Consider the following 16,117-nt stretch of genomic DNA (forward strand, 5'->3'; position numbering starts at 1 on the left):
GACTCGCGTGGCAGGCAGCGGTGCTTCGCATGAAGGTTCGCCTCCGGCAAGCCGGAGGCGTGGTGTCGTCAGCATCCAGCGCGGAACGGAAACGGAGCACGCAAACCCGGCTCACTCGTCGTCGTTATAGCCGCCACGATCTCGGCGGTCGTCCCGGTCGCGCCAGCGACGCTGGCCGCGGTAGTCTTCGTCCTGCTGTCCGCCGCCGCGCCAGGCCCGCATCTCGCTGAGGCGTTCGCGTCCTTCCGCCATCGCCTCACGCACCGAGCGGCGCAGCACGGTCTTCTGCTCGTCGCTGAGGGTCACCCACAGCGGCCGGAGCGTATCGGCGAGTTCCTTGGAACGCATCGCCCGCTCATTCTGCCGCGCGGCCGCTGCATCGAGGCGCTCCATCAGATCGGCATGGCGCAGCTTTTCGCGCTCCTCCCGCATCCCCGCCATTTGCTGGACACGCTGCTCGCTCCGTCGCTTGACGAGCGCCTCCACCTTGTCGAACAGCGGGGTCTGCTCGGGCTTGAGCTTGAGATCCGCGCGCACCTTCGCCAGCCGCTCGTCAAGCCGCGCCTTGGCACGCTCGGCGCGTTGCTCGCGCCAATCCTGCCGGCGCTGGTCGCGGCTGTCGGTACGCTCCTGCTGCTTCTGATCGCCACCTGCCGGAGGAACCGGCTGTGGCTGCGCGAATGCGAGGGTGCCGGCGAGCATCGCAATCGACGAAGCGGCGATGAGGGCGATGGATTTCATGGGAATCTCCCTTGAGGCAGTCCGGTCGGTATGTCGCTCAGCGGGTCTCGAAGCCGATTGGCGATGCGGTCAGCCTGCCTCCGGATGTCTGACCCGGCAATGGCTTCAAGATGAAAAGATCGTAATGTGGCGACAACGCGCGCGACGCGTTTCGGTTCGCCATCGGACGTTCCATGCAAAACCTTATCACCGATGTCCGTGGCCTTCATGTCGGCCATGCGGATGACGTTGCGGCGGCGACCGGCGTGACGGCCGTCATCTTCGAGCGTCCGACGGTCGCCTCCGCCGCCGTGCTCGGCGGTGCGCCCGGCACCCGCGAGACGGCCTTGCTCATCCCGGAGATGACGGTCGAGCATGTCGATGCGATCGTGCTCTCCGGCGGCTCCGCCTGGGGGCTTGGTGCTGCCGACGGCGTGATGCGCTGGCTGGCGCGGGAAGGGCGCGGGTTCCCGGTCGGCGCCTTCCGCGTCCCGATCGTGCCGCAGGCCATCCTGTTCGACCTCACCAATGGCGGCGAGAAGCCCTGGGCGCGTGGAGACGGCGAGACGCCCTATGGCAAGCTGGGCGCAAAGGCCGCTGCAGCCGCCTCGACCTCTTTCGCACTGGGCACCGCCGGCGCGGGCTTCGGCGCGACGACGGCCAACCTCAAGGGCGGCATAGGCTCGGCCAGCGCCCGTGCCGCGACTGGGCAGATCGTCGGCGCCCTCGTCGCGGTCAACGCCGTCGGCACCGCGACGATCGGAGACGGCCCGCATTTCTGGGCCGCGCCCTATGAGCGTGACGGCGAGTTCGGTGGGCTCGGCTGGCCGACGACGATCGCGCCGGGCGACACGGCCCTGCGCTTCAAGGGAGGCACCGGCCAGAATACGACGATCGCCCTTGTCGCGACCGATGCCGTGCTGACCAAGGCCCAGGCCCGCCGGCTCGCGCTCGCAGCCCATGACGGGCTTGCCCGCGCCCTGCGACCTGCCCATGCCCCACTCGACGGGGACATCGTTTTCGCCGCGGCGACGGGCCATAGCGGCGCGCCATCCGACGCTTTCGCTCTTACCGAGCTCTGTGCCACCGCAGCCGATGTCCTGGCCCGCGCTGTCGCCCGCGGTGTGTATGCCGCATCGGCGCTGCCTTTCGCCGGAGCCAGCCCGGCCTGGTGCGACCGGTTCGGCGGCTGAGCCGCGAAGCGACCGCCGCGGGCGCGCCCCTTCCAAACCGTAGCCGATTTACTAAATCGCAAGCCTGCTCCTGCAACCTGAGCGATAGGTTCAGCCTGCAAGGCCGGAAGGCTCGGGGGGCAGGATGCGGGAGATCGGCTTTGGCCTGATCTGCGGCATTGCCGCAGCGTTAGGTGCCTTCCTGATCGCGGCGTGGCCGGTGCAAGGCCGCCCCGTCGCGGCCTTCTTCCCGGCCGGCAGTTCGGCGCGCGATATGTCCGCCGCCATTGCCACGGCCGGCGGCACCCTGATCCGGATCGACACGACCTCCGCCGTCACTGTGACGCTCGGCGAAGACGACCATTTCGTAGGCGCGCTCTATCAGGCCGGAGCGTGGCTGGTGATCGACGCTGGCCTCGCCCGACTCTGCATAGGCTCTGCCTCATGAAGCAGCCGATGAATGACGTCGCCCGGTTCCGCGCGCATTTCGCCCGTCTGCTCCTCCTCCTGCTGTGGATCAACGCGTGCCTTTTGGCGCTCGCCCCGCTCGCCGAGCCTCTGATCAGCAGGCGGTCTCTTGTTCTGGAGGGCGTGGGGCTGGCCGCGCTCGGCACACTGGCCTGGCGTGTCTGTGGCACGGACTGGCCCACCCGGCAGATCACCAGTATCGCGACGCTCGGCCAGGTGATGCTGCTGGTCTACGCCTTTGCCGGGCACCCCTACCAATCCGACATGCACATGTACTTCTTCGCCGTGCTGGCCGTGCTCGCCGGCTGGCTGGACTGGCGCGTCTTCGTCCCGGCCACCATCGCAATCGCGACCCATCATCTCCTCCTCAGCCTCCTGCAACCGGCCGGCGTCTTCCTGAACGGCAACGATATTGGCCGCGTCCTGCTTCACGGCCTGATCGTCGTCGTGCAGTCGGCAGCGCTGAGCTGGCTGGTCTGGTCCTTGCGGCAATCCCTCGAAATCTCGGAAACCGAACGCCGCCAGGCAGACGCCGCCCGCGAGGTCGCCGACGAAGCCCGCCGCGATGTCGCCGAGACCACGGCCAGGGCGGCAAGCGACAGGCAGCGCATCCTCAACGGCGTCGCGAATGACTTCGAGCACGTGATCGCCCGCATCGCGCGCGACGTGATCGCCTCCGTGCAGTCTCTTCGCGCGGCTGCGCAACAGATGAAGAACGGAGCGCTCGAGGTGTCGCAGCGCTCGACCGCAGCCTCGCAGTCTTCGCGGCAGACCTCGTCCAACGTCGTGGCAGTCACACAGGTCACCGCCGAGCTGGCGCAGTCCTTCGCGGAGGTGGACCGGCAAGTCACGGAAACGGCGCGCATCGTCGGCGCCGCGACCCTGCAGGCCGGCGACGTTCTGCACACCGTCGGCGACCTCTCGCGCAAGGCCGACGAGATCGGCAACATCGCAGTCGTGATCTCGACCATCGCCAAGCACACCAACCTGCTGGCGCTCAACGCTTCGATCGAGGCCGCGCGCCTCGGCCGCTCGGGCGGCGGCTTCGCCATCGTGGCGCAGGAGATCAAGTCCCTGGCGAACCAGACCTGGCGCGCGACCGAAGAAATCCAGGGGCAGATCGAGGCGATCCATCGTTCCGGCTACGAGGCCGTCGCGGCGATCGACGCGATGAACGCGACCATCGGCTCGCTGAACCAGATCTCCGGCACGGTCGCGGTCGTCGTCGAACAGCAGAACGTGGCGACGGCAGGCATCGCCGACAACATTCGCCAGGCCGCCGATGAGACGATCGCTGCCGCCGGCCACATCGATATCGTCAGCCGCGTCGCCGCCGAGACCGATGAAGCCGCGAGCCATATCGCCCAGTCAGCCGATCAGCTCTCGCTCCAGTCTTCCCATCTCGATGCCGAGGTGGCGCAGTTCCTCGGGCGCGTCCGCGCTGCCTGAAGCCCGGTTTCATGCCAGGCGCGAATGCGCTATGGCAGCGCCATGTCCACTGACGATTTCCTCGCCCGGTTCGGCTCGCCCGGCGCCAGCCAGCCCGATCCCGTGGCGGCCGCCCAGCAGGCCATGCGCAATCCCCTGCCCGCCCGCTTCTACAAGGAGGCCGGCGTGCTGGAGCGCGACGGACTGTTCCATGTCGCCCTCGACGGCCGGACCGCCCGCACTCCGGCGCGCAAGCCGCTGGCGGTCGGCTCCCGCGATGTCGCGGAGGCGCTCGCCGCCGAATGGGAGCGGCAGGCCGAGCGGATCGACCCTGCGCAGATGCCGCTCACGCGTCTGGTCAATTCGGCGCTGGACGGCGTGGAGGATCAGCAGGAAGCAGTTCGCGCCGAGATCGTGCGCTACGCCGCTTCGGACGCACTCTGCTATCGCGCCGGCGAGCCCGAGGCGCTCGTCGTGCGCTACGACGACGTCTGGCAGCCCGTCCTGAAGAGCGTCGAGGCTCTGATCGGCGCCCGTTTCGTTCTGGCCGAGGGCGTCGTCTTCGCCGAGCAGCCGCCCGAGACGCTGGCCGCCGTCGCTCAGCGAGTCGAGAAGATCTCCGCCCCGCTCGCGTTGGCGGGCGCACACAACGTCATGACGTTGACGGGCTCCACGATCATCCTGCTCGCCCTCGCCAATGGGCTGATCGATGCGGAAGCGGCCTGGGAGGCCGCCCATCTCGACGAGGACTACCAGATCTCCGTCTGGAGCCAGGACGAGGAAGCAGCCGAGCGCCGCGCCATCCGCCGCCGCGAATTCGACGCCGCGGCGCTTCTGTTGGCGAAGGGCTGAGAGACCGTTAGCAACCTCCAGCCCTCATCCTGAGGAGCCGCGAAGCGGCGTCTCGAAGGATGGTCCAGATGTCTCCTGAGCCTCCTGGAGCATCCTTCGAGACGCCATTCCCTGGGGAATGGCTCCTCAGGATGAGGGCTCGGCGAACGTTCAAACGGCCTCTCAGCCGCCAGCCGGCCGCATGATGCGCGGGCGCGCTTCGGCAAACGTCGTAATGGACTCTCTCGACGGCCCCGCTTAAGCCGGCTTTCAAGACGCGATTTCCGGCCGGGAGCCTTGCCGCCATGAAGGATATCCTCGAACAGCTCGAAACCCGCCGCGAAGGCGCCCGCATGGGCGGCGGCGAGCGTCGTATCGAGGCCCAGCACAAGCGCGGCAAGCTGACGGCACGCGAGCGCATCGAACTCCTGCTCGACAAGGACTCCTTCGAGGAGTTCGACATGTTCGTGCAGCACCGCGCCGTCGATTTCGGCATGGACAAGGGCGAGAAGATCCCCGGTGACGGCGTCGTCACCGGCTGGGGCACGGTCAATGGCCGCACCATCTTCGTCTTCTCCAAGGACTTCACCGTCTTCGGCGGCTCGCTCTCCGAGACCCACGCCCAGAAGATCATCAAGATCCAGGACATGGCGCTGAAGATGCGCGCGCCGATCGTCGGCCTGTTCGATGCCGGCGGCGCCCGCATCCAGGAGGGCGTGGCTGCGCTCGGCGGCTATGGCGAGGTCTTCAAGCGCAATGTCCAGGCTTCGGGCGTCATCCCGCAGATCTCGGTGATCATGGGCCCCTGCGCCGGCGGCGACGTCTACTCCCCGGCGATGACCGACTTCATCTTCATGGTCCGCGACACCAGCTACATGTTCGTCACTGGCCCGGAGGTGGTGAAGACCGTCACCAACGAGACCGTGACCTCCGAGGAGCTCGGCGGCGCCAAGGTCCACACCTCCAAATCCTCGGTCGCGGACGGCTCCTTCGAGAACGATGTCGAGGCGCTCTTGCAAGTGCGCCGCCTGCTCGACTTCCTGCCCGCCAACAACACGGCCGGTGTGCCGGAATGGCCGAGCTTCGACGTGCCTGATCGCGTCGACATGAGCCTCGACACGCTCGTCCCGGACAACCCGAACAAGCCCTACGACATCAAGGAATTGATCCTGAAGACGGTCGACGAGGGCGACTTCTTCGAGATCCAGGAAGCCTACGCCAGAAACATCGTCACCGGCTTCGGCCGTATCGAGGGCCGCACCGTCGGCATCGTCGCCAACCAGCCGATGGTGCTGGCCGGCGTGCTCGACTCCGATGCCTCGCGCAAGGCGGCCCGCTTCGTCCGGTACTGCGACGCCTTCGAGATCCCGATCGTCTCACTGGTCGACGTTCCCGGCTTCCTGCCGGGCACCGCGCAGGAGTATGGCGGCCTGATCAAGCACGGCGCCAAGCTGCTCTACGCCTATTCGGAATGCACGGTGCCGCTCGTCACCATCATCACGCGCAAGGCCTTCGGCGGCGCCTATGACGTGATGGCGTCGAAGCATATCGGCGCCGACGTCAACTATGCCTGGCCGACGGCGCAGATCGCGGTGATGGGCGCCAAGGGCGCAGTCGAGATCATCTTCCGCGGCGGCGACGCCGAGACCATCGCGCGCCAGACCAAGGAATACGAAGACCGCTTCATGTCGCCCTTCGTCGCAGCCGAGCGCGGCTATATCGACGAAGTCATCATGCCGCACTCGACCCGCCGGCGCATCGCCCGCGCGCTCGCCATGCTCAGAACCAAGAACGTCGAGCGCCCCTGGAGGAAACACGACAATATTCCGTTGTGAGCGGCCGAGGCAGCGAGGCACCGATGAGCCAGTCGACGCGCAGAGCGTTCGTCGCTGGCGGCCTTGCGGGAATTGCCTCCGCCCACCTGCCGGCTCGTGCTGTCAGCCAGCAACGCTTGGTGCTGAATGACGCAAGTCGACTGAATACGACACCCGTCTTCAGCCACTGGGTCGCCCAGGAAGAACGCCAGCCAGAATTCATCGCGCACCTGCGCCGTGAGCTGAAGGATGCGGCATCGCAGAGGCGCCCCGCCTGCGTCGGCGCTGCCCGGCATTCCATGGGTGGCCAGAGTTTGCCGCGCAACGGCGCCGCAATGACCTTCGAGATCGATCGGTGCGAGGTGGACCGCTCCACGCGGACCGCCCGAGTCCACGCCGGAACCCGCTGGTTCCAGGTTATCGCCCATCTCGACAAAATCGGCTTCTCACCAGCCGTTATGCAGTCGAACAGTGATTTCGGCGTCGCGGCCACCTTCAGCGTCAATGCCCATGGCTGGCCGGCCCCCTATGGTCCGTTCGGCTCGACCGTGCGTTCACTCCGCCTCATGCTGGCAGACGGAACCATCGTGACCTGTTCGCCCTCGGAGAACAGCGACCTCTTCGGGCTGGTGATGGGAGGCTACGGGCTGTTCGGCGTCATCCTCGATCTCGACATCAACATCGTCGACAACATGTTGCTGGCCCCTCGGCAGGAGGTCATTCCGACCGCGCAATTTGCCGCCAAATTCATCGACGCCGTCAAAAACGACCCTGCCGTTCGGATGGTCTATGGCAGACTCAACGTCGCGCGGCGCGGCTTTCTGGAGGAAGCGCTGCTCGTCACCTTTCGCCCGCTTCCGACGCCTGCCAAAGGCCTTCCCGCCGCTGGCCGGACCCACCTGCTCGCGAAGACCGCGCGGGGAATCTACCGCGCACAAATCGGTTCGGAATCGGCCAAGCGCGCGCGCTGGGTTGCCGAAACCGTCATCGGCCCGAAAGCCTCGACCGGCATCGAGACGCGGAACGCGCTGATGAATCAGGCCGTGAGCAACCTTCAGGGCCATGATCGCTACCGCACCGATATCCTGCACGAATATTTCGTGCCGCCGGCTCGTTTCGCCGAATTCATCGCCGGTTGCCGCGACATCATTCCCAAAGCGCAGGCCGATTTCCTGAACGTTACCCTTCGCTATGTCGCGAAGGACGAAGCGAGCGTGCTCAGCTATGCCGGAACCGACCGCATCGCAGGCGTCATGTCGTTCTCGCAAACCATGACGCCGGAAGGCGAAGGCGACATGCTTCGCCTGACCGAAGCCTTGATCGATCTCGTCAGCTCTTTAGGAGGCAGTTTCTACCTACCCTATCGTCTGCACGCACGGCCGGACCAGTTGGAACGCGTCTATCCGAAGCTCGGGCATTTCGTGGAACGCAAGCGCCATTACGATCCCGGTCTCCTGTTCCGAAACCTGATGTGGGACAGTTATTTTGCTGCGTGAATGGCACTCGTCAGGCTTCGCTTGCGCAGAGAGCGGCGGGCTGTCTTCGCACCAGCACGACAACATCCCGCTCTGAGCGCGCTGCTTACCGCCAGCGCCTGAACACCGCGCTGGCATTCACGCCGCCAAAGCCGAACTCGTTCGAGATGGCATGCTCCATCGCGAGCGGCCGGGCCGTTTTCGCCACGAGGTCGAGCCCCGCCGCCGCCTCGTCCGGGTTCTCCAGGTTGAGCGTCGGCGGAGCGATCTGGTCGCGCAGGGCGAGGATCGTGAAGACCGCCTCGAGCCCACCGGCCGCGCCGAGCAGATGGCCAGTCGCCGATTTCGTCGCGCTGATCGCGATGCCTCTCTCGGTGCAGAACACAGCCTTGATCGCAGCCAGTTCGCCGCGATCGCCGACCGGGGTCGAGGTGGAATGGGCGTTGAGATGGGCGACATCATCAGGCCGAAGCCCCGCCTGCTTCAGCGCGGTCTCCATGGCGCGCTGCGCGCCGGAGCCGTCTTCCGGGCCCGAGGTGATGTGATAGGCGTCGGCGCTGGTGCCGTAGCCGGTCAACTCGGCCAGGATCGTGGCGCCGCGTGCTTCGGCATGTTCCAGCGCTTCGATCACCAGAAGGCCGGCGCCCTCACCCATCACGAAGCCGTCGCGGTCCCGGTCGAAGGGGCGCGAAGCCTTTTCCGGCTCGTCGTTGAAGCCGGTCGAGAGGGCGCGCGCCGCAGCGAAGCCGCCAAGCGCGACGAGATCCACGCAAGCCTCGGTGCCGCCGCAGATCGCAATATCCGCCTCGTCCGCCCGGATCAGCCGCGCGGCATCGCCAATCGCCTGCACGCCTGCGGCGCAGGCCGTGACCGGCGCGCCGATCGGCCCCTTGAAACCATAGTCGATCGAGATATGGCCGGCGGCAAGATTGACCAAGAAGGACGGCACGGTGAAGGGCGAGAGCCGGCGCACGCCGCGCTGGTCGGTGGTCCGCACAGCCTCTGCGATCGCCGGGAAACCGCCGATACCCGAGGCGATCACCGTCGCCGTGCGCTCGCGCTCGCCCTCGTTCCGCGGCTGCCATCCCGCCTGCGCCAACGCTTCCTTGGCAGCGACCAGCGCGAACTGGATGAAACGATCCATCTTGCGCTGGTCCTTGGGCGCGATCACCGCATCGGGATCGAAGCCGCCCTCGGCATCCTCATCCTTTGACGGCACGAGGCCCGCGATTTTGGCCGGCAGAGTCTCGGCGATCGAATCCGGCAGGCGGCGCAGGCCCGACCGCCCGGCGAGCAGGCGCTGCCAGGCGAGTTCGGTTCCGCAGCCGAGAGGCGAGACCACGCCCATTCCGGTGACAACGATGCGACGCATGGGAAACCTCCTATTCGCGAGAGATCGCCGCCACCGCATGCCGCGTCGCGACGATGGCCAGGCGCTGCTGCATGGCGGCGCTGGCCTGCGGACCGGCGATGACGGTGACATTGTCCGGGCTGACGGGCTGCATGGTCTGCGCATCGGCGAAACCAGGCACGACCGGCCGCCCGCTTTCCCGATCGGTCAGCAGCAGAGCTTCCCCTTCGGGCGCCAGATGCCGGTTGCCGAAAGCCACCAGTGCGGCAACCACCGGGAAGAAATCCCGGCCCCTTCCCGTCAGCACATATTCGTAGCGCTGCGGCCTCTCGCTATAGAGCCGCCGCTCGAACAACCCGGCCTCAGTGAGATGCTTCAGCCGCCGTGCCAGCATGTTCGGCGCGATGCCGAGGCTGCGCTGGAATTCGTCGAAACGGGTGAAGCCCTGCAGCGCGTCGCGCAGGATCAGGATGCTCCACCATTCGCCCACCGCTTCGACCGCGCGGGCACAGGGGCATTCGGCGAGCGGAAGGAGCCGGGGCTGCATGTGCCCCGGTTAAAGATGTTGCTATCATTTTGCAAGTCACCATCGCGACGCGTGCGTTTGCACCGCTGCTCCGCTCAATCCAGCGTGTTCCGGAACCGCATGAGCGCAACGCCCGCAAAGACCGGCACGAACAGGCTGAGATAGAACACCTCGTCGCCGATATCCCCGAGATCGGCGCCCTTCAGCATGATCGCGCGGATGATACGCAGGAAATGCGTCAGCGGGAACAGTTCGCCCAAGGTCTGTGCCCAGCCCGGCATCCCGGCGAACGGGAACATGAAGCCCGACAGCATCAGCGAAGGCAGGAAGAAGAAGAAGGTCAGTTGCATCGCCTGCAGCTGCGTGCGCGCCATCGTCGAGATGGTGTAGCCGAGCAGCACCAGCGCCAGAACGAAGATCAGGACGCAGCTCAGGAGAAGCGCGAGCCCGCCCAGGAATGGCACCCCGAAGAGCAGCTTGGCCGCGCTGAGCACGACCACGACCTGCACAGCGCCGACCGCCAGATAGGGCAGCACCTTGCCGAGCATGATCTCGCCGGCCGTGGTGGGCATGGCGAGCAGGTTCTCCATCGTGCCGCGCTCGATCTCGCGCGTGAGCGCCATCGCCGTCATCATCACCATCGTCATCTGCAGGATGACGCCGAGCAGGCCGGGGACGATGTTGTACTGCGTGATGTTCTCCGGGTTGTAGCGGCGATGGACCACTAGGGAGAGTTCGTCCCCGCCGGCAGCGGCCGGATTTGTCTCGGGCTCGCCTTGAGCCCGCAGCAATGCGCGGCTGACGATCGTCCCCAGCGACGCAACGGCGCCGCTCGCCGCAGCCGGATCTGTCGCGTCCGCCTCGACCAGAATGCGCGGTTGGTCGGCGCGTTCGACCCGCACGCCGAAATCGCTGGGAATTGTCACGAGGAAGGAGATGTCTCCCTTGGCCATCAGGCTCTCGGCCTGCGCCGCGCTCTGCGGCCGCTCGCGGAAACGATAATAGTCCGAGACCTCCAGCGCCGAGACCACGGCGCGCGTATAGCGATCGTGCCCGAGCGCCAGGATCGCGGCCGGCAGGCCGCGCGGGTCGTTGTTGATCGCGTAGCCGAAGAGCAGCAGCTGGAGGATCGGCACCGCCAGCATCATCGCGAAGGTGATGCGGTCGCGCCGCATCTGCACGAATTCCTTGGCGAGCAACGCGCCAAGCCGGCGAATGGAGAAGAACGCGCTCATGCCGCCCGCTCTCCTGCATCAGCCATGAACTTGATGAAGACGTCCTCCAGGCTGGTCTCGCCCGGCTCGACCTGGATGCCGCTTTCGCGCGCGAGCGGCGCCAGCGCGGCTTCCAATTTGTCCCTGTCCGTCCCGACGACATGCAGCGTGGCGCCGAACGGAGCGACCTGCTCGACGCCATCGGCCGCCGACAGCGCCTTGATCTGCGCGGGCTTCAGCGCGCCGTGGACGACGTAAGTGACGAGGCCGGAGCCCCGGACCACGTCGTCGACGGTCCCCGTCGCCAGCATGCGGCCATGGGCGATGTAGCTGATGCGATGGCAGCGTTCGGCCTCGTCCATATAATGCGTCGAGACCAGCACGGTGATCCCGTCGCCGGCCAGCCGATGGATCTCGTCCCAGAATTCCCGCCGCGCCTTGGGGTCGACGCCCGCCGTAGGCTCGTCGAGCAACAGCAGCTTCGGCTGGTGCATGATGCAGGCCGCCAGCGCCAGCCGCTGCTTCCAACCGCCGGAGAGCGTGCCGGCGAGTTGATCCTTGCGCGCGGCAAGCCCAAGCCCGTCCAACGTCCGCCTCACGGCTTCCTCGGCCGGCTTCAACTCGTAAAGCCGGGCCACGAAGGTCAGGTTCTCGGCGATGCTCAGGTCTTCGTAGAAGGAGAAGCGCTGCGTCATGTAGCCGACCTGGCGCTTGATCGCGGTGCTCTGCGTCCGAATATCCAGCCCGAGCACCGTGCCCTCCCCGGCATCGGGCCTGAGCAGGCCGCAGATCATCCGGATCGTCGTCGTCTTGCCCGAGCCATTGGGGCCGAGGAAGCCGACGATCTCGCCGGCCGCAACTGCCAGATCGACATTGTCGACGACCGTGCGTTGGCCAAAGCGCTTGGTCATGCCGCGCACATCGATGGCGAGGCTCTCGCTCACCGCTGTCTCCGCAAGGTTACGTCGACGATCTGGCCGGGCTGGAGTGCCGATTGCTGCCCACCCTCCGGATGCGCCTCGACGAGATAGACCAGCTTCTGGCGCGTCTGCGCCGAGTAGATCACCGGCGGCGTGAATTCGGGTTCGGGCGAGACATAGGTGACGTTCGCCGCCAGCCCCGGCGCGCAGCCATCGCAGTGGACATCGAGCCGCATCCCCGGATTAACGCTCGAAATCCAGGTCTCCGGCACATAGAGCATCAGCTTGGCCGCCCCGTCAGGCAGCATCAGCACGACGGGCGCAGTCGGGCCCGCCAGCTCCCCGACGCGCCGCAGCACGTCGCTGACGCGGCCTGACGATGGAGCCACGAGGCGGCGCTGCTCCAGCTTCCAGCGCGCCTGTGCCAACGTCGCCTTCGCCTCCTCGACCGCGTTCTCGCTTGCCCTGATCTCGTCAGGGCGCGCCGGCAGCTTTGCGACGTCGAGATTGGCAGCGTTTTGACGAACGCTCGCGGCGGCGACATCCCGCGCCAGTTCTGCTTGGTCGAAGTCGGCCTGGGTCGAGACGCCGCGGCGCAGGAGATCCTGGCGCCGCTCCAGCGCCCGCTCGGCCTCGCGCTGCTGCGCCTGAGCCGAGACGAGGCTCGCCTCGATCACGGCGATCTCCTCGGGCCGCTTGCCGATGCGCAGATTGTCGAGCTGCGCCTGCGCCTGGATCAGCCGGGCCTCGCTTTCGGCGACCGCATTCTCCGCATCCGTCGTCTCCAGCATGGCCACGACTTTGCTGGCCTCGACACGCTCGCCACGGCGCACGTCGATGCGTTCGATCCGCGCCGTATCGATCGGGCCGAGACGCACATATTCGCCCTCGACATAGCCGGCGATCCGCACCGTATCAGACACGCAGCCGGGAAGAATCGAGCCCAACAAGGCGAGAGAACAAAGAAAGCCGAGAATCATAAGGGTTCTCCTCGGGCTGCCAGAACCGAGGCGGTGACCGCCGCGCGGATAGTGCTGGCGATGGCTTCGCCCTCGGGCTCGCCGATCCCGTCCCATTCCAGCCGCCGGATGACCGCCGGCCGGCCGAGCCGGAAGTAGAGGACCTGACCCATCATCGCGAAAACGGCGAGCCTGGTTCCCTGCGCTTCCGGGTCCTTTCCGGTTGCCATACCCCACAAGGCGCAGAGGCGGCCGTGGATCGGCCGCACCATGCCCTCGTAAAGCAGATCGAAGGCGGGAGACGGTTCCATCATCTCGCGAACGACGAAGCGGGCGATCGCCTCGCTCTCGGGAGCGCGGGTGGCGAAGGCGATCACGCGGCTGACCGCCATGAGCACGGCCTCCAAGGCCTCGTCCGGGTGCAATGCCGGCGGCAAGAGAGCGAGTTGCTCCCCCCCGAGCACCCTCTCCCGCATCGTGGCCACGATCGCCTCGGCACAGGCCCGGCGCAGACCATCCTTTCCCCCGAAATGATAGGCGATGCCGGCACTGTTGACGCCCGCATTCTGCGCGATTTCGCGGATGGAACTCGCGTCGAAGCCGATTCGTCCGAACAGCTCGAGCCCCGCACGGATCAGGGCCTCCCGTGTTCCACGGTCTGCATCTGATGTCCCGATCATCGGAATAGGATACGCCGCCCAAAGTGTTCAATCAATCGATTGATTGATTGAACACTTTGGGCGCTTTTGCTCCACCTTCCCCGCACTCCCCGCAGTTCCATGACATGACTCGCGCCGGAGAATGGGCTAAGGGCGGCAGCCATTCCCTCATCCACCCTATCCGATGCTTTTCAATTCCTTTGCCTTCCTGCTCGGCTTTCTGCCGCTGGCGCTTGCTCTTCACTGGCTGGCCGAGCGCTTCGCGCCGCAATGGCGGCTGCCGGTGCTGGTCGTGCTGTCCTTCGCCTTCTACGGCTATTGGGACTGGCGCTTCCTGCCGCTGCTCGCCCTGTCCGTCGGGATGAACTGGCTGATCGCCGAAGCGTTCGTGAGGACGAAGTCGAGCAGGCTCATCACGCTCGCCATCGTGCTGAACCTCTCCGTGCTGGCGATGTTCAAGTACTTCAACTTCTTTGCCGGCCTTGCTGGAATGTTTCCCGGACTGCCGGTGCCGAAATTCGATATCGCGCTACCGCTCGGCATCTCCTTCTTCACCTTTCATCACATCATGTACCTGACGGATCTGCGGCGCGGCCAGGCGCCGCGTTACGATCTCGTCCGCTACGCGCTCTACATCGCTTTCTTCCCGCAGGTGCTCGCCGGCCCGCTGGTTCGCTGGCGCGAGATCATGTATCAGCTCGACGAGCGGCCCTATCAGCGGCCCGACGCCGCAGAGCGCATCGCGCGCGGTTTGATGTTGCTGACCTTCGGCCTCGCCAAAAAGGTGCTGATCGGAGATCCGCTGGCGGAATACGCCAACCCGGTCTTCGCCGCCGCCGCTGCCGGCAAGGTCGTCAGCATGATGGAAGCCTGGCAGGCGACGCTCGCCTTCACCTTCCAAATCTATTTCGACTTCTCCGGCTACACCGACATGGCCCTTGGCATCGCCCTGCTCTTCGGCGTCGTGCTGCCGCAGAACTTCGATGCGCCCTACCGCTCGCTCTCGATCCAGGATTTCTGGCGGCGCTGGCACATGACGCTGTCGCGCTTTCTGCGCGACTATCTCTACATCCCGCTCGGCGGCTCCAGGTCCGGCCTCCCGACCCAGGTCTGGGCGCTCTTCGCCACGATGGCGCTCGGGGGCCTCTGGCACGGTGCCGGCCTTACCTTCGTCGCCTGGGGCGTTGCCCACGGCCTCGCGCTGATCGTCGCGCTGTTCTGGCGCCGCGCCGGCTGGCCAATGCCGGCGCCGCTCGGCTGGCTCCTGACCTTCCTCTTCGTCGTGCTGTGCTGGGTGCTGTTCCGGGCGCCCACCTTCGAGGCGGCTCTGACCATCTACAAGGGCCTGCTTGGCCTCGCCCCGATCGGGAGCGGTTTCAAATGGCGCGCGCTGGTGCCCGCTGCGGCCTTCGCCATCATCGGGCCGACCGCATGGAACCTCGTCCACAAGCTGCCGCCGGCCCGCTGGATCGCCGTGCTGACCGGCCTGCTGTTCGTCATCATCCTCCTGAAGATCGGCGAAGATGCGAATTATGAGTTCATCTACTTCCAGTTCTGAGCCGGGCCGTACGCCGACTCAGGCGGCCGGATGGACGAATTTCATCGCGACCCTGCTTGCGGCAGCCGCACTGATCTCGGCCGCCTTCCTGACGCTCGCATTCCTGCTCGATCCCTATGATTCCGGCCGCACTCCACTTGCCCTGAAGGAGGGCGTGCGACCGCAAGGGCCGCGCACGGCCCTCGCCAGCCGCGGACGCGATCCGCGATTCACCGGCGCGATCTTCGGCAATTCGCATATACAGCTGATCTCGCCGGAACAGCTGCGCGAGAAGACCGGCATTCCCTTCGTCTCGCTGATCGCACCTGCGACCATGCCGCGAGAAACGCTGGCGACTATCGATTGGTTCTTGAGGCACCATCGGCAGCCGCCAGCCAGGGCAATCGTCATCGGCATCGACAACTACTGGTGCACCGCCAACCCGGCCCTGCCGAACGAAAAGCCATTTCCGTTCTGGCTGCTGAGCCGCAGCATCCTCGACTATGTCGGCGGCCTGATGCGCTACGACCTGATCGAGGAGATCTCGCGCCGCTTCGCCTATCTGACGTCGCGAAAGGCTGAGCGTGCCCAACCCGACGGCTACTGGGACTACGAGGCCAACTACGAGATCCAAGGCTATCATCAGCGGCCGGAGATTCGGGCGCGCCTGGAGCAGCCGCTGGAGTTGGGCGGCGGCAATGTCGACGGCCCCTTCCCCGCGGCGGCGAGGCTCGAGGAGTTAATGAAGTCGGCGTCGCCCGAGACGGCCCTGGTCCTCGTGCGGCCGCCGGTCTATGTCACCGCGCTCTCGAAGCCCGGCACACAAGATGCCGCCGCTGACGCGGCCTGCCGAAAGGCTTTCGCCGACCTCGCTGCCCGCCGCCCGAACACGGCGCTGGTCGACTGGCGGGTCAATCGGCCGGCCCTGCACGAGCCGAATCTGTTCTTCGACCACAGCCACTATCGCCGGCCGATTGCCCGGATGGTCGAGGTCGACATCGCGGACGCACTCGGCAAGATCGGCAAATAGCCGGAAGATTGCG

The 16,117-nt window shown here is 66.4% G+C and carries 15 protein-coding genes; 8 read left to right on the plus strand and 7 right to left on the minus strand.

The genetic code is table 11. The features are described 5' to 3' along the window. Nucleotides 1-111: 111 nt before the first annotated feature. Complete coding sequence (locus tag AC1DDA_RS11095; RefSeq protein WP_476779216.1) at nt 112-741, minus strand: hypothetical protein; 630 nt, start codon at nt 739-741, stop codon at nt 112-114. 173 nt (nt 742-914) lie between these two features. Between AC1DDA_RS11095 and AC1DDA_RS11100 the strand changes: the two genes are divergently transcribed. The 6 genes from AC1DDA_RS11100 (at nt 915) to AC1DDA_RS11125 (ending at nt 7,929) form a co-directional block, all read left to right on the plus strand. Further along, on the plus strand, nt 915-1,913 hold the full coding sequence (locus tag AC1DDA_RS11100) for a P1 family peptidase (protein WP_476795783.1): 999 nt from the start codon (nt 915-917) through the stop codon (nt 1,911-1,913). Between the two features lie 124 nt (nt 1,914-2,037). Beyond that, entirely contained in the window at nt 2,038-2,340 is a 303-nt protein-coding gene (locus AC1DDA_RS11105) for a hypothetical protein (RefSeq protein WP_476795784.1), read from the plus strand. An 8-nt stretch (nt 2,341-2,348) separates the two neighbouring features. After that, on the plus strand, nt 2,349-3,809 hold the full coding sequence (locus tag AC1DDA_RS11110; protein WP_476795785.1) for a methyl-accepting chemotaxis protein: 1,461 nt from the start codon (nt 2,349-2,351) through the stop codon (nt 3,807-3,809). A 42-nt stretch (nt 3,810-3,851) separates the two neighbouring features. Then, nucleotides 3,852-4,640, plus strand: a complete 789-nt coding sequence (locus tag AC1DDA_RS11115; RefSeq protein ID WP_476795786.1) for an ATP12 family chaperone protein — start codon at nt 3,852-3,854, stop codon at nt 4,638-4,640. Nucleotides 4,641-4,924: 284 nt separating this feature from the next. Beyond that, a complete protein-coding gene (locus AC1DDA_RS11120) occupies nt 4,925-6,454 on the plus strand; it encodes an acyl-CoA carboxylase subunit beta (protein ID WP_476795787.1) in 1,530 nt (509 codons plus the stop codon). 23 nt (nt 6,455-6,477) lie between these two features. Next, on the plus strand, nt 6,478-7,929 hold the full coding sequence (locus AC1DDA_RS11125) for an FAD-binding oxidoreductase (protein WP_476795788.1): 1,452 nt from the start codon (nt 6,478-6,480) through the stop codon (nt 7,927-7,929). A gap of 85 nt (nt 7,930-8,014) precedes the next feature. Here AC1DDA_RS11125 and fabF read toward each other — a convergent pair whose 3' ends face one another. The 6 genes from fabF to AC1DDA_RS11155 form a co-directional block, all read right to left on the minus strand. Then, a complete protein-coding gene (fabF, locus tag AC1DDA_RS11130) occupies nt 8,015-9,280 on the minus strand; it encodes a beta-ketoacyl-ACP synthase II (RefSeq protein ID WP_476795789.1) in 1,266 nt (421 codons plus the stop codon). A gap of 10 nt (nt 9,281-9,290) precedes the next feature. Then, a complete protein-coding gene (locus AC1DDA_RS11135; RefSeq protein ID WP_476795790.1) occupies nt 9,291-9,806 on the minus strand; it encodes a winged helix-turn-helix transcriptional regulator in 516 nt (171 codons plus the stop codon). Nucleotides 9,807-9,880: 74 nt separating this feature from the next. Then, the gene (locus AC1DDA_RS11140; RefSeq protein WP_476795791.1) at nt 9,881-11,020 is read right to left on the minus strand and encodes an ABC transporter permease; all 1,140 of its coding nucleotides are present in this window, start codon (nt 11,018-11,020) and stop codon (nt 9,881-9,883) included. Continuing rightward, nucleotides 11,017-11,910 carry an ABC transporter ATP-binding protein gene (locus tag AC1DDA_RS11145; RefSeq protein WP_441513088.1) on the minus strand — a complete coding sequence of 298 codons (894 nt, stop codon included), beginning with the start codon at nt 11,908-11,910 and terminating at the stop codon, nt 11,017-11,019. Before AC1DDA_RS11145 ends, AC1DDA_RS11140 begins: the two co-directional genes overlap by 4 nt. A 29-nt stretch (nt 11,911-11,939) precedes the next feature. Beyond that, nucleotides 11,940-12,899 carry an HlyD family secretion protein gene (locus AC1DDA_RS11150; RefSeq protein WP_476795792.1) on the minus strand — a complete coding sequence of 320 codons (960 nt, stop codon included), beginning with the start codon at nt 12,897-12,899 and terminating at the stop codon, nt 11,940-11,942. Next, complete coding sequence (locus AC1DDA_RS11155) at nt 12,896-13,558, minus strand: CerR family C-terminal domain-containing protein (protein WP_476795793.1); 663 nt, start codon at nt 13,556-13,558, stop codon at nt 12,896-12,898. The genes AC1DDA_RS11150 and AC1DDA_RS11155 overlap by 4 nt, the downstream gene beginning before the upstream one ends. 163 nt (nt 13,559-13,721) lie before the next feature. Between AC1DDA_RS11155 and AC1DDA_RS11160 the strand changes: the two genes are divergently transcribed. After that, nucleotides 13,722-15,095, plus strand: coding sequence for an MBOAT family O-acyltransferase (locus AC1DDA_RS11160; RefSeq protein ID WP_476795794.1), 1,374 nt, complete (start codon nt 13,722-13,724; stop codon nt 15,093-15,095). Continuing rightward, nucleotides 15,070-16,104: a hypothetical protein gene (locus AC1DDA_RS11165; RefSeq protein WP_476795795.1), complete on the plus strand. Its 1,035-nt coding sequence runs from the start codon at nt 15,070-15,072 to the stop codon at nt 16,102-16,104. Before AC1DDA_RS11160 ends, AC1DDA_RS11165 begins: the two co-directional genes overlap by 26 nt. Nucleotides 16,105-16,117: the final 13 nt, after the last annotated feature.

Source organism: Allobosea sp. 10N428 (assembly GCF_056394545.1).

Bases quoted from the DNA above. Each gene is read 5' to 3' on its own strand.
- AC1DDA_RS11105 (WP_476795784.1), top strand. From the start codon at position 2,038: ATGCGGGAGATCGGCTTTGGCCTGATCTGCGGCATTGCCGCAGCGTTA.
- AC1DDA_RS11140 (WP_476795791.1), bottom strand. From the start codon at position 11,020: ATGAGCGCGTTCTTCTCCATTCGCCGGCTTGGCGCGTTGCTCGCCAAG.
- AC1DDA_RS11115 (WP_476795786.1), top strand. From the start codon at position 3,852: ATGTCCACTGACGATTTCCTCGCCCGGTTCGGCTCGCCCGGCGCCAGC.
- fabF (WP_476795789.1), bottom strand. From the start codon at position 9,280: ATGCGTCGCATCGTTGTCACCGGAATGGGCGTGGTCTCGCCTCTCGGC.
- AC1DDA_RS11155 (WP_476795793.1), bottom strand. From the start codon at position 13,558: ATGATCGGGACATCAGATGCAGACCGTGGAACACGGGAGGCCCTGATC.
- AC1DDA_RS11135 (WP_476795790.1), bottom strand. From the start codon at position 9,806: ATGCAGCCCCGGCTCCTTCCGCTCGCCGAATGCCCCTGTGCCCGCGCG.
- AC1DDA_RS11160 (WP_476795794.1), top strand. From the start codon at position 13,722: ATGCTTTTCAATTCCTTTGCCTTCCTGCTCGGCTTTCTGCCGCTGGCG.
- AC1DDA_RS11165 (WP_476795795.1), top strand. From the start codon at position 15,070: ATGAGTTCATCTACTTCCAGTTCTGAGCCGGGCCGTACGCCGACTCAG.
- AC1DDA_RS11150 (WP_476795792.1), bottom strand. From the start codon at position 12,899: ATGATTCTCGGCTTTCTTTGTTCTCTCGCCTTGTTGGGCTCGATTCTT.
- AC1DDA_RS11095 (WP_476779216.1), bottom strand. From the start codon at position 741: ATGAAATCCATCGCCCTCATCGCCGCTTCGTCGATTGCGATGCTCGCC.
- AC1DDA_RS11145 (WP_441513088.1), bottom strand. From the start codon at position 11,910: ATGACCAAGCGCTTTGGCCAACGCACGGTCGTCGACAATGTCGATCTG.
- AC1DDA_RS11110 (WP_476795785.1), top strand. From the start codon at position 2,349: ATGAATGACGTCGCCCGGTTCCGCGCGCATTTCGCCCGTCTGCTCCTC.
- AC1DDA_RS11100 (WP_476795783.1), top strand. From the start codon at position 915: ATGCAAAACCTTATCACCGATGTCCGTGGCCTTCATGTCGGCCATGCG.
- AC1DDA_RS11120 (WP_476795787.1), top strand. From the start codon at position 4,925: ATGAAGGATATCCTCGAACAGCTCGAAACCCGCCGCGAAGGCGCCCGC.
- AC1DDA_RS11125 (WP_476795788.1), top strand. From the start codon at position 6,478: ATGAGCCAGTCGACGCGCAGAGCGTTCGTCGCTGGCGGCCTTGCGGGA.